We start from the raw sequence: 23,701 nt of genomic DNA, 5'->3' as shown, positions 1-23,701 counted from the left end.
ACACAAAAAAAGTGTTTGTGCTTGTCGTCAGGTGGTGGCCCATCCTGTGGGGCGCGCCGGCGGCGCCCGCCGCCCCCCCCGGCGCGCCCCCCGCCCGGGTCGCTCCAGCGTTCGTAGGCGATCGTCATGACGAGCGCACCGAGCTGGGCGGCCACGCGTGAGGCAGGATCGGGCACACCGCGGCGTTCGAGGGCTTCGGCCATCGCCGCGGTGAGTCCGAGGCCCTTCAACGCCTCGCGTTCGCGCAGCTCCGGGTGGGCGGAGATCACCGCCCGCCGCCGGGTAGCGAACGCGCGGCGCTCGGCGGTGAAGGCTTCACGGCCGAGCGCGTCGAGGGCGTGGACGACGGCGTCGAGCGGGGTGGCCGCGGTCGGCGCGTCGGCGATCCCGGCGGCGAGCAGGCCGGCCATCGCGTCACCGCCGAAGAGCACCTCGCGCTTGTCCGGGAAGTGGCGGAAGAAGGTGCTCTTCGTCAGCCCGGCGCGTTCGGCGATCTCGATCACGGTCGTGTTTTCGTAGCCCCGCTCCTCGAAGAGGTCGAGCGCGGCGACGACGAGCCGCTCCGATGCGTTGGGCTGCCAGCGGGCCATGGGCCGAGTGTACGGGACTTGGTCCCGTCACCTCGTGTACGGTGATGGGACCAAGTCTCATCACTGTGGAGGTGGCTCATGAGCCGCGCTGTCATCTACGAGAAGTTCGGCGGTCCCGACGTCCTGGAGCTGCACGAGGTGCCGGAGCCGCACGCCGGGCCGGGCGAGATCCGCATCCGGGTGGCGGCCGCCGGCCTGAACCCGATGGACTGGGGCCTGGCGTCGCGTCCCGAGCTGGCGGCGCAGTTCGGCGTCACGGTGCCGTCGGGTTTCGGCTACGACTTGGCGGGGGTCGTCGACGAAGTCGGCCCCGGTGCCATGGGATTCACCGTGGGCCAACGGGTTTTCGGTGGTGTGATGGCCCGGGCCGTCGCCGACTTCGCGGTGGTGGCCACGCCGGCGGAGACCCTCTGGCCGACCCCTGACGGTGTCACCGACCTCGCCGCGGCGACGCTCCCGGTGGCGGGCATGACGGCGGCGGCGGCCCTGGCGGCGATCGGGTTGCGTTCGGGCGACACGGTCCTGATCGGTGGCGCGGCGGGCGGGGTGGGGGTGTTCGCGGTCCAGCTGGCCGCGCGCGCGGGTGCCCGGGTGATCGGAACTTCAGGAGAGGGCACGTTCTCGTTCGTGCGTGAGCTGGGTGCCACGCCGGTGGCTTACGGCCCCGGACTGGCCGATCGAGTCCGCTCACTGGCCCCGACCGCGGCAACCGACCTGTTCGGCACCGAAACCGCTTCGGCCGCGCTCGAGCTCGGCATCGCCCCCGAGCGGATCTCGACGATCGCGGCGGGCCCGAACCCGCCCGGGGGAGTCCGCGCGACCGGCGGTGTGGACGCGGCCCCGGAAGCGATGACGCGGCTCACGGACGCGATCGTCGCCGGCGAGGTCGTCGTGCCGATCGCGGCGACTTTCCCGATCGAGAAGGTGCGCGAGGCGGTGGAGCTGCAGGCTGGTCGCCACGTCCACGGCAAGATCGTGCTGACGCTGTGACCGGGGGCTCGCCGAAGTTCTTCGGCGGCCCCGGCTACGAATAAGTCCAGTGGCCCAGCCAGGATTCGCGCCAGGCCACCGTCAGCTCGCCCACTCCGTCCACACCGGACTGGTCCACGTGGGCCTTCCACGCCTCCTCCAGCGACGCGCACAGCTTGGACGCGGGCAACTCGCCGCCGCCCGAGGAGAACTGGCGCAGGACCGACTTCGGCACCGCCAGCTTCGCCTTGCCCCGCACCACGGACTGCTCGGTGGCGCGGCAGATGAGGTACTCGACGGTGGCCAGGTCGCCCGCCGAGCCCGGGGTGTCCGGGGACACCCGGGGCGCCACCTGGGCCAGCGCGCGGTACAGGCAGTCCAGCGGGGCGGTCAGGCCTCGCTGCTGGCGGGCGATCTCCCACGACACCCACACCGCCACGCAGTCCGGCATCTGGTACGGCCGGTAGGCGAACGCGGGGCCGGTGAACGTCTGGTAGTCGCCGGTCGGATCCTGGACGGACGGGCTCGGCCCGTCGGGGTCGGGCGGCAGGCCGAGGCGCTTGAACAGCTCGCGCAGCAGCTTGTGCGGCCGGGCCGGCGTCGTCGACTCGCCGAGCAGCTTGCCGAGGATGCGGTTCAGCCGGTCGGCGGCCACGCCGTGGATCGCCAGCTGCAGGTGGACGAAGGCGACGTCCGACAGCGTCGTGGCGGCGCAGCCGACCACCCCCACCTGGGGATAGCGCTGCAGGAAGGAGGCGATCGCGTTCGTGGAGCCGATCCGCGCCGGCCCGACGAACGTCACCGGCAGGACCGTGCCGATCCGCTGGCGGGACCGGAGGTCACCCTTGTACAGCGGGGAGAACTCGCCGTCGGCGTGGTAGACCTCGAACCAGTTTCCCTGCCGGTGCCCCGGCCGCGTGTCGGCGAGCCAGAAGCTGTACCCGTGCTTCTCGCACAGCTCGCGGAACCGGTCGGCCAGCTCGAACCGCGCGGCCGCGGACGCGTCCCGCAGCGCGATCGCGAACCGGACGGCCAGCGACGCGCACGGCGACGCGACTTCCTTGCGGGTGCGGAGGTCGTGGTTGCGGGTTTTGACGAGCGTCGGCAGCTGGGCCGGGCTCTGCAGCGACAGCAGCGGCGCGTCGATGAGCGAGGCCGCGGCGTCGGAGATCTCCCGGATCAGGTCGCGGACGGCGAGGCCGTGCCACTCGCACACCTCGCGCGCCGCCGGGTCGATCGCGATCAGGCCCTCGAACGTCTGCGCGGACTCGTAGATGAACGTCGGGTTGGGCGAGGTCGTCTGGTGGAACACCCAGCCGCCGTCGTTCTGCTCGGGGCGTTCCGCCGGCTGCTGGCCGTCGACGCGCTCGACGACCTCGGTGCCGTCCAGGGGCTTGCGGGTGCGGGTGCCGATCACGACGCCGGCACCGTTGGTGGCCGAGCACAGCGTCTCCAGGAAGACGGTGTTCTCGGAGTCCGTGGAGACGAGCTCGCGCAGGTAGCCGTGGCGGGCCGCCGCGTGGTGCACTTCGAAGTCCACCTTGGTCACCGGCTGCCGGGCGATCTCGAAGCCGGCCCGGGCCAGGTCGGCCACGTTCCGCACGGAGATCCGCTGGCCGCGCACCTTCACCACCCCCCGGACGAGTCGAACCGCACGTCGGCCTCGAGGGGCTTGCGGCGGTCCCAGGCGCCGGAGCCCGCCCACCGCGGCGCCCCGATGCGGGAGAGCGGGATCGCCGATTCACGCCACGACGCCTGGCCGAACAGCACGAGCGCGGCGAGCACCGGCAGCCCGACCGCGACCGTCAGGGTGGCCTGCACGACTTCGCCCCGGCTCTGCGTCGCGACGGCCGCGGCGAACGCGGCGACGGCCGCGATGCTCAGCTGCACCAGCGCCTGCGGCAGCGTGCCGAGGTAGCCGAGCACGGTGCGCCGCGGCGGCAGCGACAGGCGGCTGTAGAGGAAACCCGGCAGCAGCAGCAACATCGTGATCACGGACTGGCCGTCGCCGACGTGGCCGAGCGCCCCGGTGGCGGCCCGGCCGTACGGCCACGGGCTGCCCACGAGCATCCAGCCGAGCACGAACGAGACCGCCGCGACGGCCAGCGCGTAGAAGGTCACGTTGAGCGGGCCGGACTTCGTGGAGTCCTTGAGCACGAGCGTCGCGCGCACCCGGACGTGGTCGCCGCGCGGGTCGCGGCCGCCGGAGCGGCGCCAGTAGGCCCGCGCCTCGTTGTCGGCGATGCCGTTGACCAGCACGAGGTCCTGGCCGAACTCCCGCTCGGTCAGCTCGCGTGCGGCCTCGCGCAGGTTCGCGGACGTGAACTCGGGATGGCGCCGCAGCGAGTTGTCCAGCTCGCCCGAGCCCGTCCGCACCGCCTCGCCCGTGGTGGCCGCGGCGGTGAGCCGGTGGCAAACCGGCAGGCTGCGCGGGGACAGCTCCACCCCGGACTGGCCGGCCTCCCACTTGCGGCGGCGCACCAGGTCCGCCAGCCGCCGCAGCACGGTCTGCGCCTGCAGCTCCAGGATCTTGTGCCGGGCGCCGTCGGCTTCCTGCAGCGGGGCGGCGTCCTGGCGTTCGGCCAGGGAGAGCAGGTCCTCGGCCAGGCCGTCCACCTGGTGCTGATCGGCGTCGGTGGACAGGTACATCCGGGAGATCTCGGCCTCCGGCGCGGTGCGGGCCACGAGGTGGTAGGACTTCAGCGTCGCCGGGATCATGGTCTCGTAGCTCACGACGTAGCCGCGCCGGCTGGCGGCCAGCCGCCGCCACTGCTCCTTCGCGAGGGGTTGCCGGGCGTCGACGTGCAGCGGGGTTTCGTAGCTGAGCCGGTGTTCCTCGACCGAGTCGTCCAGCGCCACGACCAGCATGTAGTCGCGGACGGCGACGTTCAGCAGGTACGCGTATTCGACCAGCAGGTCCGCGCAGCCGGTGAGGATGTCGAGGGCAAGGTCCCGGCACTGCCTCCCGTACCCGGGAACCGTGCCGCCGGTGGGGGCCAGCGCGAACTTCTCCTCCGGGTGGTTCCGCTCGGTGAGCAGCGTCAGCAGCGCCTGCTGGATGAGCCAGCGCGGTTCGTGCACCTGGAAGAGGAAGGTGTTGAGCTCGTGCTTGGCGGTCTGCGCGTTTTCGTCGCCGGCGAGGATCCCGCGCAGCAACCGGTAGAGCCCGGCGGCGACCAGCCGGGACGCCTCGTGCTGGGTGAGCCGCGGCAGCTTCTGGCCGGCGCTGTCGAACACGTCGATGGGGGAGACGTCCCGGCGCGGCAGCCGGGCGAGCGGCACCCAGAGGGACCGCTGCCGCGCCGGTCTCGAGGCGGCCCGCTCGCCGTGTTCCTGGCCGATGAGGTCCTGCAGCTGCGCGGTCGCCTGGCGCTGCCCCTCGTCGAGGAGCTTGAGGCTGACGTCGACCTCGGTGCTGCGCCGCGCGGTGCCGTGCTCGACGACGGTCAGCCGCTCGGTCAGCCGGCGCACGTGGTTGAGCCGCAACGACGTGTCCAGGAGGGCCAGCCCGACGGCCGCGCCTTGCCGCGAGAGCCGGGGCGGGGCGCCGGGAATGGGGATCGTCTCGATCGCGTGCCGGAGACTCTCGATGCCGTCCACACCACTGAGAGTAGGAGGTGGGGCGCCGTGATACACGAAAAATGCGGCTATTGCCCGACCGGACGCCGACAAAGGCCATGAGGGGCACCCTCATGGCCTTTAGAGCCATGAAGGTGCCCCTGGCAACGGCCGGGCGTGCCGGCCGCGTCAGGCGGCGCGGCGCAGCTCGTCGTCTCCCTGGTAGGGGCCGGGCTTCGGGCGGACCTTGCCGCCGGGGAACGCCAGCCGCAGGATCGTGCGGTGGACCGTGCCGAGCTGGCGGGAGAACGGCCCCGTGTTGTACGGCAGGCCGTAGCGGCGGCAGATCTCCCGGACCTGCGGCGCGATCTCCGCGTACCGGCTGCTGGGCATGTCCGGGAACAGGTGGTGCTCGACCTGGTAGCCGAGGTTGCCGCTCAGTAGGTGGAACAGCGGGGAGCCGGTGATGTTCGCCGCGCCGACCAGCTGCCGGACGTACCAGCCGCCGCGGGTCTCGTCGCGGACCTCCTCCTGGCTGAACGTGTAGGTCTGGTCGGGGAAGTGACCGCAGAAGATGATCGAGTGCGCCCACAGGTTGCGGATGATGTTCGCGGTGAAGTCCGCCCAGAACGTCGCGGCGAACGTGCCGCCGCCCTCCGCGCGGGCCGCGGCGAGCTGGGCCCGCACCGCGCCCTTCCGGCGCCGGCCGCGCGCCCGGTCCGCCAAGACCCGGGCCCGGGAACGGGGCTCGCGCTGCACGAGCCGGCCGACGGCGGTCGCGGCCAGCGCGCTCACCAACGGCCAGCCGACGTAGTCCTTCAGGATCTGGTCGCGGGCCTTGCCCGAGATGCCCTTGAGGTCGTGCCACACGTCCTTCATCGGCTTCTCGCCGGTGCGGATGGCTTCGACGTCGAGGTCGTGAACCGCGACGCCCCATTCGAAGAAGGCCATCAGCAGCAGGTTGTACAGCGGCTGCGCCAGGTATGCCGGGTGCCACTTCTGGTGCGGGTCGATGCGCATGATCTCGTAGCCGAGATCCTTGTCCTTGCCGCGGATGTTCGTGTACGTGTGGTGGATGTAGTTGTGCGAGTGCTTCCACGCCGTCGCCGTCGAAGCGGTGTCCCAGTCCCATGTGGACGAATGGATGTACGGGTCGTTCATCCAGTCCCACTGGCCGTGCAGGACGTTGTGCCCGATCTCCATGTTCTCCAGGATCTTCGCGATCGCCAGGCAGCCGGTGCCCGCCGTCCAGGCCACCTTGGACCGGGAGCCGAGCAGCAGCGCCCGGCCGGCCACCGCGATCTGCCGGTGCAGCCGGATGACGCCCTTGATGTACCGGCGGTCGCGCTCGCCGAGGTCGCCGCGCACCTGGTCGTGGATGGCGTCGAACTCGCGGGCGAGTTCGTCGAGCTGGTCCGCGCTCAGGTGGGCGAACGGGTGGGTGGTGGAGGGCATGGGTTCCTATCTCCGCTCAGAGTTCGACTCAAAGTTCGACCGTGACCCGGCCTTCGGCGCCGTGCACGCACGTGCGCACGATCTCGTTGTGCTTCTCGCTGACGGCGTTCGTGCGCAGGTCCCGGATCCGGCCTTCCCGGATCGGCAGCACGCACGTGTGGCAGACCCCGACCCGGCAGCCGAAGGGCATGTCGACGCCCGCGTTCTCGCCCGCCACGAGGATCGGGGTGCCGGGCGGGCAGTCCGCGTCGAGGTTGCGGTGCGCGAACCGCACGGTCCCGCCCGCCCCTTCGGCGTCCTCGCCCCCGACGATCGGCTGGAACCGTTCGTGGTGCAGCCGGTCGACGTCGCCGTGCTCCTTCCAGTGCTTCTGGAGCGCGTCGAGCAGCTCGCCGGGTCCGCAGGCGTAGGTCTCCCGCTCGCGCCAGTCCGGGCACAGGGTGTCCAGGTCGGCGGGGGTGAACCGGCCGACCTCGCTCGTGATGCGCAGTTCGAGGCGGAAGCCGTCGTGCTGCTTTTCGAGCGCGGCCAGCTCGTCGCCGAAGGTGACCCCGTCGGCCTCCCGCGCGGAGTGCACGTGGACGACGTCGCGCAGGCCGGGCCCCGGCGCCAGGTGGCGCAGCATGCTCATCACCGGCGTGATGCCGCTGCCGGCGGTGACGAACAGCAGGCCGCGGTCCAGCCGGTCCGGCAGGGTGAAGGAGCCTTCGACCTCGCCGAGCCGGACGACCTCGCCGGGGTGGACCTCCTCGACCAGGAACGGCGAGACCACCCCGCCGTCGACCCTCTTGGGGGTGACCGAGATGAGCCCGTCCGGGCGGTCCGGGCTCGACGTCAGCGAATACGCGCGCCAGTGGTGGACACCGTCGATGACCACGCCGAGGCGCACGTACTGCCCGGGCCGGTGCCCGACCCAGTCGAAGCCCGGCCGGATCAGGACGGTGGCCGCGCCGCCCCGTTCGGGCTCGACGCGCTCGACGCGTCCGCGCAGCTCCCGGGTCGACCACAGGGGGTTGATCAACTCGAGGTAGTCGTCCGGGCGCAGGGGGGTGAACAGCCAGCGCAACGCGCGCAGTGCCCGCCGTCGCAGCGGCGACGCCGGGGGACACATTCCCACTTCAGCCATGCTCGTTGAGTGTACAGACGTGCACTCAGTTCGCACGCCGAGTGGGGTGAAACGTTTAAGTCAACGGCACGCCGACGAGCCGGTACGGCCGGAGCGCCACCGGCCCGAGCAGACCCGACGCGAGCACCTGGCCGCGTGCGTTGGCGCCGGTGTTCGTGACGCGCACCCGGACGCGGTTGCGGCCGGGGCGCAGGGTCGCCGTCACGTCGACCCGGTACGGCGGCCACAGCCGGGACCCGGCGGCCTCGCCGTTGACCTCCACCTCGGCCACTTCGTGGACCTCGCCGAGGTCGAGCGTCCACCGCCGGCCGGGGACGGCGGGCAGGTCGAACTCCGTTTCGTACCAGGCGGATCCGGAGTACGCGGGGTCCGCTTCGGTCCACGAGCCGAGGGGCCGCGTGGTCGTCGGCGCTCCCGCGCGGTCGAAGCGGAACGTCCAGTCGCCGTCGAGGGGAACGGGGGCGAGGGAGTCGGAGACGGTCGTCGAGCCGCGTAGACCGGCTGTCGCGGTGACGGTGATCCGGCCCGGTCCGGTGGCCCGCACGATCGCGCTGCGCCCGTCGATGCGCTCCACCGGCGCCGACGCGGACACCGCGTGCAGCGGCTCCCGTCCACCGCGGAACACCACCAGCAGCGCGGCTTTCGGCTCCAGCCGCAGCGGCACCGCGGTATTCGCGCCGGCCTTGCGCCAGACGCCCGCCGGAGTCGCCGCGCCGGTGTCGGGGTCCCACACCTCGGGCACTCCGGTCGCGGGGAACGTCGCGGTGAGATCCACGGCGTCGGCGCGCTCGCTCACCACGACAAATGCCTGCTCGCCCCGGTTTTCCAGGCTTAGCACCCGGACGTCGGCGTGCGGCGGGTCCAGCGCGGCCGCCGCCCCACCGGCCGTGACCGCTGCGGACGCGGCCGCCCCCGGATCGGCCGCCCGCCTCACCGAGCGCGTCGCGAACAGCTCGGCCAAGGCGGCCCGCAGGCCTGCGTCGTCGCCGCCGGCTTCGCGGGACGGTGGCGCGCCGGTGACGACCACGACACCGCCGCCGCGGGCGAACCGGGTCAGCGTCCGCGCCGCGCCGAGCGCCAGGACCGGCGTCTCCGGTACCACGACGATCCGGTACGCCTGCTGCCCGACGACCAGCTTCGGCCCGCTCGGCCGGGCGTGGGTCACCAGCGCGGGGTCGGCGTCGAGCGCGCCTTCGTCGAGGAAGTCGAAGTCCACCTGGACGTCTTCGAGCGCGTGCGCGGTGGTCAGGAAGGCCGTGTCGAGGCCGGCCATCGCCGGAGTGTCCTGAGTGGACTCCGCGGCGCGTTGCGGCTGCAGCAGCGCGGTCCGCGCCACGGCCGGCGCCCGGCAGGCTTCCATCAGCCTGCCGATCCAGTCGTTCAGCGGCGCGGACACCGGCCACCACGGGTTGGCGGGCTGGAACGGCGGCGGGTAGACGATCTGGCTCTCGTCGCTGAACCGCGCGTGCAGCAGCGTGTGGTTGACCCCGCGCACGGCGAACGCGCCGACGACCTCGCGGACGAACGCCGGGGTCACCGGCCACCCGGTGCCGCCCATGGCTTCGAGGTAGACCCGCTCGAGCCCCAGCTGGTGCGCGGTGCTGGCCGGGAACCGCGACAGGGTGCGGTGGTAGCCGCGCTGGTAGTGGTCGAAGATCAGGTCGGTGCCCGGCACCTGCGCCCACTGGTTGTTCGCGTTCAGGTTTCCGGAGCTCTGGAGCTGTTCGCCCGGACCGTATTCGTCCCAGAGCGGGTTGGAGATCAGCTTGACGCCGTGGCCGGTCATCCACTTGCCCTGGGTGCGGTAGTACGCGGCGGCGAACCGGTTGCTCACCGCGCGCCAGAACAGCCCGCGCAGGCGGAGGCCGTCCGGGCCCAGGTCGTCGTGCACCGCGGTCAGGGCGATCCCGGCAGACGTCCCGAGCCCGGCGAGTTCGGCGTCGAGGGTGGGGGACCAGGGGACGGTGTCGAACGGGCCGTGCGCCGAGGCGAGGTAGGGCTCGTCGTCGGCGAAGCCGCGCAGCACCGTTTCCGCCGCCCACGGGAAGCGGCGCAGGTACTCGCCCGGCACGGCGTCGAGGAACAGCCGTACCGCTTCGTCGTCCAGGAGGTCGAGGTAGGCGCGGCCGGAGCCAGTGGGCGTGCTCAGCGGGCGGACGGTGAACAGGTCCAGCTGCCACCGGCCCTCCGGCGGCGTCCATTCCCCGCCCGCCCGGGCCGGGGTCGTGAGATCCACCAGCGACCGGGGATCGGCCGAGCCCGCCGGGCGGGCGGTCGCGGCGACCAGGGGCAGGCCGCCGGCGGGCAGGTCGAAGGCGTCGAGCGCGGCCGCGGAGTCGAAGGTTTCTTCGTACAGCACGGTTCCGGCGGGATCGCGGACGGTCAGCCGGTCCCAGGAGGACCGCTGGCTCGCCACCGCGCGCACCCCGACGCGGCCGGTGGCGAAGGCGATGTCCGCCGGAGCCTGCGCCGTGCCGTCCAGCGTCACGGTCAGGTGCGTGCCCCTCGCCCGCACGATCAGGACGTGGTCCGCGCCCGGGTCGAAACCCGGCACCGGAGTACCGCTGCGGACCAGGGCGAACGAGCCGCCGGTCTGCTGCCAGACGTCGACGGCGCCGTCGGCCCGCAGGTCGGCGAGGACGCCGTCGCCTTCGCTCGCGCTGCGCACCATCAGGCCCGCGGTCGCGCTCTCGACGCGGACCTTCGCCTCGACGTCGTAGTCCTGCCACTGAGCGCCCTGCCGGAGCAGGGTGACGCCGTCGCGGGCGGCGGCGTCGACGAACAGCCGACCGTCCGAAACCGACAGTCCGCGGCTGACCAGCGGTACCGGCGTGCCACCGCTGGCGGTGAGCACCTGGTGTCCGACGCCCTTGAGCCGCAGATCGGGCCGCGGCGGGTACACGCGGCCACCGACGGTCCCGCCGTCGACGACGAGCCCGGCGGCGCGGCCGCTGGGGAAGTAGTCGTCGTTGAACAGCCAGACGTGCATGCCGTGGCGCTGGGCCTCGCGCAGGGCGAATTCGATGATGGAGAACCACTCTTCGGTGAAGAACGCGGGCTTCAGGGCCGCGGTCTCGAAAGGGAAGAGCAGGACTTCGTGCACGCCCTGGCCGCGCAGGTCCGCCAGTCCGGCGGCGACCAGGTCCGGGGTGACGGTGCCGTTCCAGAACCACAGCACGGTGGGGCGTGAGTCGGGCCGCGGATCGGCGAAGCGGTCCGCGGGGAAGGCCGTCTCGGACGCCGCTTCGGTCGCGGGGATCCGGATGGCCACCCCGGTGGCGACGGCGAGCGCGAGCGCCTGCCGCCGGGACAGCCGGACGCCGGTGGTGGGCATGATCCGCACTTCGTCGTGCTCGGTCACGGAGGTCCCCCAGAGGCATTGAAACGATTCAATAGGCAGTTAATTTACGTGACCTGAGTCACGCGCGTCAAGGGCTGATCGGGGGTGATCGCAGATTTGTCCGATGTGGACAGTGATGCGCGCCGAGCTGTCATGAACGACTCGTTCACCTCGTCCGACGTCATGAACGAGTCGTTCATGACGTTCGGGCCGCTAGTGGGGTGTGTTGCGCGCGTACTCCGTCAACTCGCCCCGGTTCTGCAGGTTCGACTTCGCCATCAAACTCGCCACGTGCTTTTCCACCGTGCGCGGGGAAATGTGCAGCCGGCGGGCGATGTCCTTGTTGCCCATGTTGTCCGCCAGCAGCTGCAGCACCTCGTACTCGCGCACCGTCACCCCCGCCGAACGCAGGCCCGCCGGGAGGCGGTCCGAGCCCGTGCGGCGCTGGCCCACCGGGGCGCCGATCTTGCGCAGCAGGCCGCGGCACGCGCTCGCCACCGCGGTCACGTCCGCCTGGTGGAAGTACTCCTCGGCCTCCTTGAGCCACGTCACCGGGTCGCCCCAGCCGTCGGCCGACGCGGACTCCGCCACCATGCGCAGGCCGAGGTGCCGGCTCACCGGGAACGGGGCCGCCGCCTCGATCGCCGCGGCCACGGCGGCGTCGGCGAGGTCCGGAGCTCCCGCGCGGCCGTGGCGGACCGCGTCGCCCAGCAGCACGAACTGGCGGTTCCAGCGCATCCCGCTCACCGCCGCCGGGGGCCGGGCCTCCTCCGGTTCCGTCCCGTCCAGCGCCTCGACCAGCAGCCGCAACCCGTGCTGGCCGGCCAGGTGGAAGCGGCTGGGCTGGCGCTCCTCCAGGGTCAGCACCTGGGCCAGCTCGCGGCGGGCGCGTTCGGCGTCCTCCTCGAGCAGGGAGCAGAACACCTGGGCCAGCCCCACGCTCAACACCAGCTCCTGCGCGCCGGCGCCACCGTGGGCGCGGAAGTCCTCGAGCGCGCGCTCCATCCGCGGCCGGTCCGCCTGGTGCGCCGCCACCATCGCGCGCGTCATGTGCGTGTACTGCAGCAGCGCGACCAGGCCGAGCCGGCCGAGCACCGCGAGGTTCTCGTCGAGGATCGTCTCGGCCTGCGCGAACTCGCCGCGCATCGCCGCGTGCACCGCGCGGCTCGCGTCGACCGCGCAGGTGAGGGTGATCGCGCCGGTCCGCTGGGCTTCCGCGCGGGCCAGGTCGAACGTCCGGACGTCGCCCTCGGCGAGCATCCGGTGCCCGCCGAGGCGGACCAGCACCTGGGTGCGCAGGTGCGTCAGCTGGTGGTGCTCGGCCAGCCGCCGCGCCAGCTGCAGGTAGCGCTCGGCTTCGGTCAGGTCCGTCTCCAGCGCCACCATGCCGAGGACCTGCAGCGCCTGGCACGAGACGAACGGCACCCCGGCGCGCTCGGCGACCTCCCACGCCTGCTCGGCCAGCTTCCGGGCCCGCTCGGTGTGCGCCGGGCCCGGGATGTCGAGCCACAGCGTCGCTTCGACGGCGTCGAGACCCGCCTTCTGCTCTTCGGTGATCTCGCCGCCGAGCGGGGCGCGGGCCTGCTCGATCTGGTTGAGGCACTCGTCGTGCCGGCCGCCGATGTAGGCCGCCCAGGCCAGCTGGATGTGCAGGTCGACCGCCCGTTCCAGGCGGCCGATCTCGGCGAAGCGGGCGGAGAACCCGACGGCCCGGTCGAACTGCCCGGTCTGCCCGAGCGCGTGCAGCAGGGCCTCCAGGGCGTCGGCCCGGTCGTCGGGGCTCGCCGTGGCCAGGAGCTCGACGGCGCGGGTCAGCATCGTCACCGCCGTGTCGGCCGCGCCGCCGTCGAGCGCGCGGCGGCCGGCTTCGGCGAACAGCCGCCCGGCGCCCGGGTGGTCCATCGCCGTCAGCCGCAGCGCCGCGGCCAGCGCGCACAGCTCGCCGGGCAGGCCGGGGTGCAGCAGCTCGACGGCGTCGGCGGCCCGGCGCGCCAGGTTCGCTTTCGTCGAGGGCACGAGCCGGGCCAGCAGCGCCTCGGCGGTGAGCGGGTGGCGGAAGGCGTACCAGCCGGGGGTGGTCTCGTCGGTGGTGACCAGGTGCGCGGCGACGCTCGCGCTGATGTGGTTGTGCAGCATGCGGTCGTCCATGTCGGTGACCGCCTGCACGACCGAAAGCGGGAACCGGCGGCCCAGCACGGCGGCCACCGAGAGGAGCGTTTCGCCGTCCGAGCCGAGCGCGTCGACGCGGGTGGCGATGCTGCTGATCAGCGCCTCCGGCACGCGGGCCTGCAGCTCGCCGACGACCTGCCAGCCGTTCGCGCTGCCGACGAGCAGGCCGTCGCCGAGCATGCCGTGCAGCAGCTCCTCGACGACGAACGGCACGCCCTCGCTGTTCTGCCACAACAGGTTCGCGACGGCGGCGGGGACCGCGGCCGGCTCCGTCTCCAGGCAGGCGGCCGCGAACTCCCGGGTGCGCTCGGCGTCGAGCCGGGCCAGTTCGAAGGTGTGACTGGACGAGCGCTGCGCCGCCGCGGTCGCCAGCCGCAGCGCCTCGCCCGGTTCGCCGCGCAGGGTGCCGATCAGCATGACCCGGCTCGACGCCAGGTTGTCGACGAGGTACTCGACGATGAACAGGGTTTCGGCGTCGGCGTTGTGCAGGTCCTCCAGCACGATCAGGCAGCCGCCTTCGCGGCCCGCCACCGACAGCAGCCGGAACACCGCTTCGGCCAGCACGAGCAGGTTCCCGTTGTCGTGCGGCCGGTCGCCGCGGTACCAGTCGGGCACGAGCCGGGCGAGCACCGGCACGAGCGGGTCGAGCTCGGGAGCGGCGGGCGGGAGGCCGCCGCGGAAGTGCGACAGCAGGGCCTCGGCCAGCGGCCGGAACGGCACCATCGGGCCGATGGAGCTGGCTCGTCCGCGTAGCACCGGGAGCCCGGTCGCCAGTGCCCGCGAGGCGATGTCGGCGGCGAGCCGGGATTTCCCGATCCCGCCTTCGCCGACAAGGAAGAAGGCCCCACCGTGGTCGGTGCGGGCCTTCTCCAGAGCCTCCGACAGTGCGCCGAGCTCCCTGTCGCGTCCGATGAGACGCGTCGAACGGATGCCCATCGCGGTCACTATAACCGGATGGGCCCCCTCCGGACGTAGGTCGAATTACCGACGCCCGGGCCGTCTCACTATTCGGTGAAGCCGCCCGTGACGACCGTGATATCCATCGTGGTCAGGGAGTTCTGGCTCACCCGTGCCGCCTTGCCCGACAGCGCGTGGTTGCGGGCGCCGGTGCGGGCGGTCCGGGGGAGGGTCAAGTCGCCGATCGGGTTGTCCGTGGCGGCGAAGTCGTGCTCGGTCATGCGGGTGGCTCCACTCTCGGTAGTGCTGTTCGTCCTGGGCGGGAAGGGTTATTCGGCGAAACCGATACTGACGGTGAAGACCGGCGTGATGTCCAGGGTGTCGGCACCATTCTGGCTCAGCCGCGCGGTCTTGCCGGACAGCGCGCGGTTGCGGGCGCCGATCCGGCCCGCCGTCGGAAGGGTCAGGTCGCCGATCGGGCTGTCGATGCCGGTGCGGTCGTGCTCGGTCATGCCGTGGTCTCCACTCTGGGTAGTGATCGGGGCGAACGGGGAGTCAGAGGGCGAAGGTGCCGTTGGTGACGACGGTGGGGCTGCCGAGCGTGTCCAGGGTGACCCCGGACAGCCGGGGCCGGGCGCCGGCCAGCGCCTGGTTGCGGACACCGCAGCGGTTCGCGCGGGGGAGCACCAGGGCGCCGACGGTGGCTTCGACGGTCTCGGCGGTGATGTCGGGCATCGTTCGTTCTCTCCTCGGGGTGGGGACGGGGGTGGGGACGGGCCTGCTCAGCGGGTCGGGGGTTGCAGGAGCAGGGCGGACGGGACGCGGGGGCCGAAGCCGAGGCGCAGCAGGCCGTAGCCGATGCCGGCCAGGCCGGTGAGCAGGCCGGGGGACGGGACGCCGTCGGGGGTGCCGCAGCGCGCGCCGTCCTGTTCGACGGCGGTGAGCAGCTGCCCGGTGCGGGTGGCGACCGCGGCGGCGGCGTCTTCGTGCCCGGTCTCGGCGAGGAAGCCGAGCACGTCGGTGATGCCGGTTTCGCCGTGGCAGAGGCTGAGGTCGCGCAGCGGGTCCTGCGCGGCGAGGACCCGGACCTGCTCGCCGAGCCCGCCGAGCACCGCGGGCTGGCCGGCGTAGGCCAGCACCTGGCCGGCCAGCCCGGAGCACCAGCCGTGCCCGGTGGCGGCCTTGGCGGGCGGCAGCGTCGCGGTCTCGCGGGGATACCCGGCCAGCGCCCAGTCGACGCCGGCCGCGCCGTGCGCGAACCCCGGGTCGGCGAGGTCGGGATCGAGGGAGCGGACGGCGAGTTCGGCCGCGTAGGCGTCGGCCAGCAGTGTGGCTTCGGCGAACCCGGTCTGGGTGGCCACCGAGCGCAAGGCGACCAGGCCGCCGGCCAGCCCGGTGGTGTACCGCGGTGACGTCTCGGGCGTCGGCGCCGGCAGCACGGCGACCGTGCGCGCGGTCAGGTCGAGCAGGTCCGGCCGGTCGAGCAGCCGGGAGAGCCGGGCCGTGGCGTAGGCGACGCCGCCGAGCCCGAGCAGCCCGCCGGGGCCGGCCGCGGCGGCGAGCTCCGGGTCGGCCTCCAGCGCCGACACCAGCCACGGCAGGCCGGAAAGCGCCTTCGCGGCCAGGTCGCGGTAGCGGTCGATGCCGGTCAGCTCGGCCAGCTGCGCGAGGAACAGCGCCACGCCGGTGTAGCCCTCGCCGAGCCCGGCGCCCATCGGCAGCACGGTCCAGTACTTCTCGTCGACGAGTTCCAGCCCCACCCAGTTGACGCGGCCGGCGGCCGACGACGCCCGGGCGATGATCGCGTCGGCGACGCCGCATGCCGCCGAAAGCAGGTGCGCGGGTTCGGGGCTCTTGCTCGGCAGGACGGTGCCGGTCACCCCGGTGCCGGCGTGGGTCTCGGCCGCCGGCCGGGTGGCCAGCGCCGCGGAGATCAGCCACTCCTGGTCGCGGCGGTCGATCGTGGTCATCCCCGCGACCTTCGCGCGCACCGTCTCGAGCGGCGGTTCGCCCAGGAGCCCGGCCAGGCGGTTCCCCTCGGCGTCCCAGAGGTCCGCGGACCCGGGCCGGCCGGTGAACATCGGGACGTCGCCCGCCCACAGGTCGGTGAGCTCGGCGTCGACGAGCCCGCGGCGGACCTCGTCGGTGCTGTCGTCGTGCAGCAGCCCGAACGCGTCGTCGCGCGCGTCGGCTTCGGCCAGCAGCGACGGGTGCGTGGTCTCGTCGAGCAGCCGCGTGTAGAAGCTGGTCGGGCGGACCAGAACGCGGATCCCCGCGCGGGCGCAGCGGTCCAGCCGGGCGGTGAACTCCGCCGCGCCGGCGGCGATGGCGTCGTACCCGGCGCGGAACCCGGCCAGCAGCGCGGCGCCGTGCTCGGCCGGCTCGACGTCGACGCCGCCGAGGGTGGGCCGGTTGACGCCGGTGCCGACCCCGCCGGGCACCCGGGTGAGCCGCATCCGGTCGGTGCCGGCGTCGAGCCAGTCGACGCGCGTCAGCGCCGGGGCCGCCGCCCGGCCGCCGCCGAGGCCGGAGATGTCGACCGCGCCGTGCTCGCCGACGATCATCTGCGGCAGCAGCATGGTCCGGTGCACCGACCGCGCGAGCAACTCGGCGGCCGGGTCGAGCTCGGCTTTGCCGGCCGGCAGCACCGGCTGGAACAGCGTCTCGATGTCGATCAGCACGGGCTGGTCGCCGGCGGCGATGATGTTCTCGAAGTGCACGTCGGTGCCGTCGAGAGCGTGCAGCAGGGCGAGCAGCACGCCCTGGCGGCGGTAGAACCGGTCCACCTCGGTGAGGTCGGCGCACGGCCGGTGCTCGACGAAGCGCAGCCAGCCGTAGCCGGGGCGCACCAGGACGTCGACCGTGCGCAGCTCGAGGCCGGGCACGCGCGGGTTGAGCCAGTCCACCAGGCCGGTGAACGCCGCGTGCAGGTCGAGCGGGCGGGGCTTGTAGATGACGCGCGCGCCGCCGGCGAACCGCAGCTCGCGGACCGAGCGGCCGCGCTGGTGGGCGTCGCCGGTGCCGCCGCTGATCTCGGTCAGCAGCCCCGGGTCGGTGCCGACGAACGCGGTGAGGGCGGCGCGGTCGGCGGCGAAGCGGTCGAGCAGCTCGGTGACCGACTCGATCGCGTGCAGCGCTGCCTGCGCGGTGAGCCGGGCGAGCACGGGGTAGCGGTGCAGCAGGTCGGTGAGCCCGGTGGGGGTGCCGGTCTGCCGGACGAAGTCGGCGAAGCGCTCTTCCGGCGTTTCCCCCGCGAGGACCTCCACGCGCCGGGCCCGGCCCAGCTCCAGCACCAGGGTGCGGGCGGCGAGCCCGGCCAGCTGGTGGCCCAGCCGCGCGGCGCAGCCGTCGGCGACCGCGGTGGCGTCGACGGCGGGCGAAGCCGCTGCGGCGCCGGCGATCGCGGCACGGGCCGCGTCGGTGAAGGGCCGGAACACCGCGGCGAACGCGGTGCGCCAGTGCGCGCTTTCACGGAAAAGCTGCGCTTCGACGGCGGCGCTTTCCCGTGAAAGCGCCGCTTCGGCGAAGCCGGCCCACGCGGGGAGAGCGGCACCGGGACGGCGTTCCCGCGCGGTCAGCGCCGCCGCCCACCAGGTGGGCGGGAGCGTCGTGGTCGCCGGGTTCGGCTGCGGGGGAATCACGAGATCGAGCATGCCAGCGGGTGACCTGGGTTACATGGGGGTGCTACGCCCGCATTCCCGCGCGGCATGGGGGCCTTCTAGGGGTTCATGGGGGCGCCGCCGGCGAAACGCCTGGTCGTGAACTACGCGGTTGCGCCGGACGGATGTGGCGGTTGCTCCGTTCGGCGGGCGGGCACGACCGGGGTTGACGAGGGCGTGCGCGCCCCCGATCCCCCATGCGGGGCACCCCGGCCCCCTGGTTCCGCGGTCGCGCGCGCGACCGCGTCGCCCGCGCGCGAGGCGGACTCCGGTGCCGGGAGCGGCGCCGGAATGCGGGGCCGCCGCACCCATGTGCGCCGGCGCCCTGGCGATGACGATTCGTCGTGAGAAGTTCGCGGCTCGCCCCGCGGACGTTCCCCGAACACACAGGGAGCGACGCACGATGACCACGTTCCAGATCGAGCAGACCCCCGACGGGCCCGGCGTGGCCGCGGGTCCTCCGCTCAAGTTCGTCCTGTCCAGCGTCCAATTCGACTCGCACATGTGGAACCTCGTCGCCCTCCAGCTGATCATGGAGGAGATGGGGCACGAGGTGGTCAACCTCGGCGCCTGTGTTCCGGTGGACCGGCTGCTGGCCGCCTGCCGCGCCGAGCGGCCCGATTGCCTGGTGATCAGCACCATCAACGGCCACGGTCACGTCGACGGCGCCCGGGTGATCTCCGCGCTGCGCGCCGACACCGGGCTCGCCGGGCTGCCCGCCGTCATCGGCGGCAAGCTCGGCGTCCAGGGCGACGCCAACGCCGAGCTGGAGACCGAGCTGCTGGCGCTGGGCTACGACGCGGTGTTCCACGTCGGTGCCGGCGACTCCGGCCAGGCGATCGAATCGTTCCGCGAGTTCGTCGCCGCGAACGTCCGGACCTTGCGGTGACCGCTGCCCGGTCGGTGTTCAGCGGCTTCGTGGCCGAGCACCGGCGCCGCCGGACGCTGCTCGTCCAGCCGCGGATGGGGTTCTCCGACCCCGCCACGATGCGCCGCGGGCTGCGCGCGGTCGCCGACGCCGGGGTGCCGGCCATCGGCACGGTGACCCTGGACAGCTACACCCGCACCGGGCAGCACGACCTCGCCGCCATGTCGATCGCCTCCGGCGTCCCGCTCAACGGCTACCCGCTGGTGGCGCTCGGCCCGGCCGTCACCGCCGAGCTGGTGGACGGCCTGTACGGCCCGCGGTTCCCGATCCAGGTGCGGCACGGGTCGGCCCAGCCGGAAGACATCTTCGCCGCGATGCTCGAAGCCGGCCTCGACGCTTCCGAAGGCGGGCCGGTGTCCTACTGCCTGCCCTACAGCAGCGTGCCGCTGCGGACGGCGGCGAAGTCGTGGTCGCGCTCGGCGTCGCTGCTGGCCGGACAAGCCGATCGGGGGGTCGAGTGCCATCTGGAGAGTTTCGGCGGCTGCATGCTCGGCCAGCTGTGCCCGCCGGGCCTGCTCGTCGCGCTGTCGGTGCTGGAGTGCCTGTTCTTCGTCGAACACGGCGTGCGAAGCGTGTCGGCCAGCTACGCGCAGCAGACCAGCTCTGAGCAGGACGCCGAAGCGCTGTGGGCGATGCGACGGCTGTGCGCCGAAGAATTGTCCACTGTGGACTATCACGTCGTGCTCTACACGTACATGGGTCTCTTCCCGGAGTCCGCCGCCGGGGCGCGGGAGCTGGTCGCCGAGAGCGTCCGGCTGGCCGTGCGCACCGGCACCGAGCGGCTGATCGTCAAGACCACCGCGGAAGCGCACCGGATCCCGACCGTCGAAGAGAACGTCGAGGCCCTGCGGCTGGCGCACGCCACCGCGCTGGACCAGCCCGCTCCGGGCGCCCCCACATCAGAGGACACCGAGGTGTACGCGCAGGCCCGGCGGCTCGTCGACGAGGTGCGTTCGCTCGCCCCGACCCTGACCGAGGCGCTCCCGGCGGCGTTCGAACGCGGCCTGCTCGACGTCCCGTACTGCCTGCACCCCGACAACGGCGGCGAAACCCGGTGCGTGCTCGACGACGAAGGCCGCCTGCAGTGGTGGCACACCGGCCGGATGCCGTTGCCGCCCGCACTGGGCGGCCGCCGCGGCCACGACCGGGTCAGCGCGACCCGGCTGCTCGCCGACCTGTCCTACCACCGCCGAAGGCTCGACCCGGTCCTGTCCTGATCCGTCCCGACCAGCTGGGAGTGAGAACGCCATGGAGTACACCGATCCGCCGGACCCCCGCACGCACCTGACCTCGGAGACCACGCGGAACGTGCTGGGCCTGCAGCACAAGCTGCTGGCCGAGGCGCGCGCGTTCCTGGGCGCCCGCGGCTTCACCGAGCTGCTGCCCCCGGTGATCGGCCCGGTCACCGACCCCGGCGGCCGCGGCGCCAAGCAGGTCGACGTCGACTTCTACGGTCACCGCTACAAGCTGATGACCAGCGCGATCCTGTACAAGCAGGCGTCGCTGCTGGGCTTCTCGAAGATCTTCTACGTCGCGCCGAACGTGCGGCTCGAGCCCCTCGAGACGGCGAACACGAGGCGGCACCTGGCCGAGTTCCACCAGCTCGACGTCGAGGTCGCCGGGGCGTCCCGCGACGACGTGCTCGACCTGCTGCAGGACCTGGTGGCGCACGTGGTGCGCCGGGTCGTCGAGGACGCCGGCGACGTGCTGGAGGCGCTCGGCCGCGACTCGGGCGCGTTCGCCGACCTGCTCGGCGGCGCGTTCGGCCGGCTGTCGCACGCCACCGCCGTCGAGACGCTGCGCGAGCTCGGGCACCCGCAGAGCGCGGACGCCGAGATCGACTGGACGGGCGAGGCGATCCTGTCGGAGAAGCACGCGCGGCCGTTCTTCCTCGTCGACTACCCGAAGGGCTCGCGTGGGTTCTACGACCGCGAAAGCGTTTCCACACCGGGTGTCCTGCGCAACTTCGACCTGATCGCGCCGGAGGGGTACGGCGAGCTGTGCTCCGGCAGCGAGCGGGAGCACGACTACGGCCGGATCGTGACGCGGATGCGCGAGACGGGGGAGAACCCGGCGAAGTACGCGTGGTACCTCGACCTGGTCCGCACGGGCATCCCGGCGAGCGCCGGGTTCGGCCTGGGCGTGCAGCGGTTCACCCGGTACGTCGCAGGGCTGGACGCGGTGTGGCAGGCGACGGCGTTCCCGAAGCTGCCGGGGGTGGTCTCGCCGTGACCGCGTTGCACGCCGGGGGTTTCCCCGAGGATCTCGTCCGGGAGCGGGCCCGGCACGGTGCCGCGGCGGTGTTCCCTGCCGCCTCTTCGTACGGGACCACGTTGTTCGGCGCTGCTGCTTCTCACGCCGACGATGCCTTGGAGTCGGCCCGGCTGGTGCCGCCGGTGTTCGTGCCACGACGGCTGGAGAAGCTGATCGAGCTGGGCCGCGAGCCGCTGTACGGCGATGTCTCGCTCTCGGCGTCGATCGGCGGCTTCGAGTCTTCGCTGCCGCTGTACCTGTCGGCGTTCGGGTCGACGCAGGTCGCCGGGGCGGGGCTGGGCGCGGCGGCTTCGGCGCAGGCCGCGCGGCTGGGCATCCCGATGGTGATCGGCGAGAACGTCGTCCCGGTGCACGGCCACGGCCGTACGGGCGGCGCGTCGGACGGGACGCTGCTGGAGCGGATGCGGGCGTACGCGGACGCGGTCCCCGACGGGCTCGGCGGCGTGGTCGTGCAGCAGAGCACCGAGGACGCGGACGCGGAGGTGTGGAACCTCGTGTACTCCGACCCGTCGGCGGCGTCCCTGCTGGAGTCCGGACGGTTGGCTTTCGAGCTGAAGGTCGGCCAGGGCGCGAAGCCGGGGCTGGGCGGGATGACGCTGGTCTCGCCGGCGGCCGCCGCTTCGCTCGCTTCGCTTTATGCAGTCGATCAGTCGCTGGGCTCGCAGGTGCTGCGGAGCGGTTCGCCGGGGACGTTCACCGACGAGATCCTGCGTCAGCAGATCCGGTTGATGCGCAATAACTTCCCGCGGGCCGGGGTGTGGGTGAAGCTGCCGCCCGGTCGTGATGTGGCTGCCGCGGCCTCGGTGGCTTGGGCGGCAGGAGCTTCGGCCGTCACGGTCGACGGGGCCGAGGGTGGCTCGGGCTGGGCGCCTCTGTCTTTCGCGTCGGTCGGGTTGCCGCTGGCGGAGTGTCTGGCGCGGATCGGCTCGCCGGCGGGCTGCCTGCTGGCGTCCGGCCGGATGTGGGAGGGAACGCGGGTGGCGAAGGTCCTGGCGCTCGGGGCTCGGGCGGCGGGCTTGGGCCGGGCGGCGTTGCTGGCGGTGGACACGGATCCGGTGGACGGGCTGGTGCGGTTCGCGGAGGCCTTGGCGTTGGAGCTGCGGATGTTGTTGAGCGCGCTGGGCCAGTACCGGGCCGACGCGCTGACCCCCGAGGACGTGTGGTTCCCCGGCGCGCCGGACCGGGTCCGCGAGCAGGTGCTCTCATGACAGCGGCACCCGGTCCGAAGGTCGCGAATGACTCATTCGGGGCTTCGGAGGTCGCGAATGAGTCATTCGCGACGCTTGAAGCGACCGCCGCCAGGCCCGCCGGCAACGGCCTCCCCGCTCCCTTCCTCGGCCTGGTCCTGGCCATGGGCCTGTCCTCCTTCGGCGACGCGGTCTGGCTGATCGCCCTCTCCATCACCCTCGTCGGCACCGCCGGACCCGCCCTCGCGGGCCTCGTCCTCGCCCTCGGTTCGCTCCCGAAAGTCCTCACCCTGCTCGTCGGCGGCGCGGTCGCGGACCGAACCGGGCCGAGGCGGGTCCTCGTCACCACCGACCTCATCCGCGCGGGAGCCATGCTCGCCGGGGCTGCCGCCGTGCTCGTCGTCGGGCCCAAGCTCCCCCTCCTCGCCGGGCTCATCGTCGTCATGGCCGTCGCCAGTGCCTTCTTCATCCCGGCCTCCGATGCCCTCCGCCCGAACCTGCTGCCGCCCGAACACCTCGTGCGGGGCAATGCCGTCTACCTCGCCGCCGTGCGGGGAGGGCAAGCCGCCGGTGGGGCGCTCGGGTCGTGGCTGGCCGGGCTCGGTGGGCTCGTCACCGTCGCCGTCGTCAACGGCGTCAGCTTCGCGATCTCCGCCCTCGCCGCCGGCAACACCAAAACCCTGACCAGCAAAGAACCCCGGGAGCGCGTCAAGCTCAGGCAACTCGGCCAGGAAATCGGCGAAGGCTGCCGGTACGTCGCACGAAGGCCTGCGCTCAGGACCGCCATGATCGTCACCGGCCTCCTCGAACTCAGCGGGGCCGGGCCGATCAACCTCGGTCTCGTCCTGCTGGGCGGCAACCAAGGCGCCGGCTGGCTGCTCACCGCCATGACGCTCGGCGCGTCCCTCGCCTTCGTCGTCTCGGTCAAGTGGCCGCCCCGCGAGAAAGCCGGACGGCTCGCCACCGCGGGCCTCGCCGTGCAAGCCGGCTGCCTCGCCCTGCTGGCCACCGGGAACCTCGCCGTCGGCATCGCCGCCTTCTTCACCCTCGGCCTGGTCGCCGGCCTCACCGCGCTCGTGCTCGTGAGCCTTGCCCAGCGGTGGGCGACTCCCGAAATGCGCGGCCGCGTCATGTCGATCCTCGCGCTGTTCACCCTCGCCGCCACCCCGGTCGGCAACCTGCTGATCGGCGTGCTGACCGAGGCGATCGGCGTCCCGCTCACCATGTTCGCCCACACCGCGGTCGCGCTCGGCGCGCTCGCCCTGCTCGTCACGACCCCGGCACTCGGCCGGGCCACTCTCACAGAGGAGAAGTAGTCATGACCAACCCCTTCGAAGACGAGAACGCCACCTTCCTGGTCCTGGTCAACGCCGAGAACCAGCACTCGCTCTGGCCGTCCACTGTGGATGTCCCGGCCGGCTGGCGCACCGTGCACGGCGAGGACACCCGCGCCGCGTGCCTGGAGTACGTCGAGACGCACTGGACCGACCTGCGTCCGGCGAGCCTCGTCGCCTCGATGCGCTGACCACCCACCCGCCGGCAGAACCGA

At 73.0% G+C, this 23,701-nt stretch carries 18 protein-coding genes; 7 read left to right on the top strand and 11 right to left on the bottom strand.

Features of this window, described 5'->3' with window-relative positions:
* On the bottom strand, positions 1-590 hold a 590-nt coding region (locus AB0N03_RS26005; RefSeq protein ID WP_364376799.1), incomplete at its 3' end, for a helix-turn-helix domain-containing protein.
* A gap of 78 nt (positions 591-668) precedes the next feature.
* On the opposite strand from AB0N03_RS26005, the gene AB0N03_RS26000 reads away from it, so the two are divergent.
* The gene (locus tag AB0N03_RS26000; protein ID WP_364376796.1) at positions 669-1,580 is read left to right on the top strand and encodes an NADP-dependent oxidoreductase; all 912 of its coding nucleotides are present in this window, start codon (positions 669-671) and stop codon (positions 1,578-1,580) included.
* 34 nt (positions 1,581-1,614) lie between these two features.
* On the opposite strand, the gene AB0N03_RS25995 is transcribed toward AB0N03_RS26000, so the two are convergent.
* The 10 genes from AB0N03_RS25995 to AB0N03_RS25950 form a co-directional block, all read right to left on the bottom strand.
* Positions 1,615-3,183, bottom strand: a complete 1,569-nt coding sequence (locus tag AB0N03_RS25995; protein ID WP_364376793.1) for a hypothetical protein — start codon at positions 3,181-3,183, stop codon at positions 1,615-1,617.
* 2 nt (positions 3,184-3,185) lie between these two features.
* Positions 3,186-5,159, bottom strand: a complete 1,974-nt coding sequence (locus tag AB0N03_RS25990) for a hypothetical protein (protein WP_364376790.1) — start codon at positions 5,157-5,159, stop codon at positions 3,186-3,188.
* 147 nt (positions 5,160-5,306) lie between these two features.
* Entirely contained in the window at positions 5,307-6,572 is a 1,266-nt protein-coding gene (locus AB0N03_RS25985; RefSeq protein ID WP_364376787.1) for an acyl-CoA desaturase, read from the bottom strand.
* 28 nt (positions 6,573-6,600) lie between these two features.
* Positions 6,601-7,698: a ferredoxin reductase gene (locus tag AB0N03_RS25980; RefSeq protein ID WP_364376784.1), complete on the bottom strand. Its 1,098-nt coding sequence runs from the start codon at positions 7,696-7,698 to the stop codon at positions 6,601-6,603.
* 55 nt (positions 7,699-7,753) lie between these two features.
* Positions 7,754-11,059, bottom strand: a complete 3,306-nt coding sequence (locus AB0N03_RS25975; RefSeq protein WP_364376781.1) for a glycosylhydrolase-like jelly roll fold domain-containing protein — start codon at positions 11,057-11,059, stop codon at positions 7,754-7,756.
* Positions 11,060-11,251: 192 nt separating this feature from the next.
* Complete coding sequence (locus tag AB0N03_RS25970; protein ID WP_364376780.1) at positions 11,252-14,143, bottom strand: AAA family ATPase; 2,892 nt, start codon at positions 14,141-14,143, stop codon at positions 11,252-11,254.
* A gap of 68 nt (positions 14,144-14,211) precedes the next feature.
* Complete coding sequence (locus AB0N03_RS25965; RefSeq protein WP_364376778.1) at positions 14,212-14,385, bottom strand: hypothetical protein; 174 nt, start codon at positions 14,383-14,385, stop codon at positions 14,212-14,214.
* A gap of 48 nt (positions 14,386-14,433) precedes the next feature.
* The gene (locus AB0N03_RS25960; RefSeq protein ID WP_364376776.1) at positions 14,434-14,616 is read right to left on the bottom strand and encodes a hypothetical protein; all 183 of its coding nucleotides are present in this window, start codon (positions 14,614-14,616) and stop codon (positions 14,434-14,436) included.
* 43 nt (positions 14,617-14,659) lie between these two features.
* Entirely contained in the window at positions 14,660-14,839 is a 180-nt protein-coding gene (locus tag AB0N03_RS25955; protein ID WP_364376773.1) for a hypothetical protein, read from the bottom strand.
* A gap of 47 nt (positions 14,840-14,886) precedes the next feature.
* Positions 14,887-17,757 carry a type 2 lanthipeptide synthetase LanM family protein gene (locus AB0N03_RS25950; protein ID WP_364376770.1) on the bottom strand — a complete coding sequence of 957 codons (2,871 nt, stop codon included), beginning with the start codon at positions 17,755-17,757 and terminating at the stop codon, positions 14,887-14,889.
* Positions 17,758-18,166: 409 nt separating this feature from the next.
* Between AB0N03_RS25950 and AB0N03_RS25945 the strand changes: the two genes are divergently transcribed.
* Genes AB0N03_RS25945 through AB0N03_RS25920 form a run of 6 tightly spaced genes read left to right on the top strand, consistent with a single transcriptional unit; the run spans position 18,167 to position 23,677 of the window.
* Positions 18,167-18,652: a cobalamin-dependent protein gene (locus AB0N03_RS25945; RefSeq protein WP_364376767.1), complete on the top strand. Its 486-nt coding sequence runs from the start codon at positions 18,167-18,169 to the stop codon at positions 18,650-18,652.
* A complete protein-coding gene (locus AB0N03_RS25940; protein WP_364376764.1) occupies positions 18,649-19,908 on the top strand; it encodes a methylaspartate mutase in 1,260 nt (419 codons plus the stop codon). The genes AB0N03_RS25945 and AB0N03_RS25940 overlap by 4 nt, the downstream gene beginning before the upstream one ends.
* A 31-nt stretch (positions 19,909-19,939) precedes the next feature.
* A complete protein-coding gene (locus AB0N03_RS25935; protein WP_364376761.1) occupies positions 19,940-20,923 on the top strand; it encodes an asparagine synthetase A in 984 nt (327 codons plus the stop codon).
* Positions 20,920-22,173, top strand: coding sequence for a glutamate synthase-related protein (locus AB0N03_RS25930; protein WP_364376758.1), 1,254 nt, complete (start codon positions 20,920-20,922; stop codon positions 22,171-22,173). The genes AB0N03_RS25935 and AB0N03_RS25930 overlap by 4 nt, the downstream gene beginning before the upstream one ends.
* Positions 22,170-23,468: an MFS transporter gene (locus AB0N03_RS25925; RefSeq protein ID WP_364376755.1), complete on the top strand. Its 1,299-nt coding sequence runs from the start codon at positions 22,170-22,172 to the stop codon at positions 23,466-23,468. The genes AB0N03_RS25930 and AB0N03_RS25925 overlap by 4 nt, the downstream gene beginning before the upstream one ends.
* A gap of 2 nt (positions 23,469-23,470) precedes the next feature.
* Positions 23,471-23,677: an MbtH family protein gene (locus AB0N03_RS25920; protein WP_285479050.1), complete on the top strand. Its 207-nt coding sequence runs from the start codon at positions 23,471-23,473 to the stop codon at positions 23,675-23,677.
* The last annotated feature ends 24 nt before the right edge of the window (positions 23,678-23,701 follow it).

This window comes from Amycolatopsis sp. NPDC051061 (assembly GCF_040682935.1).
Taxonomy (GTDB): Bacteria; Actinomycetota; Actinomycetes; order Mycobacteriales; family Pseudonocardiaceae; genus Amycolatopsis.
Note: the sequence above shows the minus strand (reverse complement) of the source record. Positions and strands in the feature narration are given on the sequence as shown.

Excerpts from the sequence above, each read along its gene's own strand:
- AB0N03_RS25945 (WP_364376767.1), top strand. The coding sequence starts at position 18,167 with ATGACCACGTTCCAGATCGAGCAGACCCCCGACGGGCCCGGCGTGGCC.
- AB0N03_RS25920 (WP_285479050.1), top strand. The coding sequence starts at position 23,471 with ATGACCAACCCCTTCGAAGACGAGAACGCCACCTTCCTGGTCCTGGTC.
- AB0N03_RS25925 (WP_364376755.1), top strand. The coding sequence starts at position 22,170 with ATGACAGCGGCACCCGGTCCGAAGGTCGCGAATGACTCATTCGGGGCT.
- AB0N03_RS25970 (WP_364376780.1), bottom strand. The coding sequence starts at position 14,143 with ATGGGCATCCGTTCGACGCGTCTCATCGGACGCGACAGGGAGCTCGGC.
- AB0N03_RS25950 (WP_364376770.1), bottom strand. The coding sequence starts at position 17,757 with ATGCTCGATCTCGTGATTCCCCCGCAGCCGAACCCGGCGACCACGACG.
- AB0N03_RS26000 (WP_364376796.1), top strand. The coding sequence starts at position 669 with ATGAGCCGCGCTGTCATCTACGAGAAGTTCGGCGGTCCCGACGTCCTG.
- AB0N03_RS25985 (WP_364376787.1), bottom strand. The coding sequence starts at position 6,572 with ATGCCCTCCACCACCCACCCGTTCGCCCACCTGAGCGCGGACCAGCTC.
- AB0N03_RS25955 (WP_364376773.1), bottom strand. The coding sequence starts at position 14,839 with ATGCCCGACATCACCGCCGAGACCGTCGAAGCCACCGTCGGCGCCCTG.
- AB0N03_RS25965 (WP_364376778.1), bottom strand. The coding sequence starts at position 14,385 with ATGACCGAGCACGACTTCGCCGCCACGGACAACCCGATCGGCGACTTG.
- AB0N03_RS25960 (WP_364376776.1), bottom strand. The coding sequence starts at position 14,616 with ATGACCGAGCACGACCGCACCGGCATCGACAGCCCGATCGGCGACCTG.
- AB0N03_RS25980 (WP_364376784.1), bottom strand. The coding sequence starts at position 7,698 with ATGGCTGAAGTGGGAATGTGTCCCCCGGCGTCGCCGCTGCGACGGCGG.
- AB0N03_RS25935 (WP_364376761.1), top strand. The coding sequence starts at position 19,940 with ATGGAGTACACCGATCCGCCGGACCCCCGCACGCACCTGACCTCGGAG.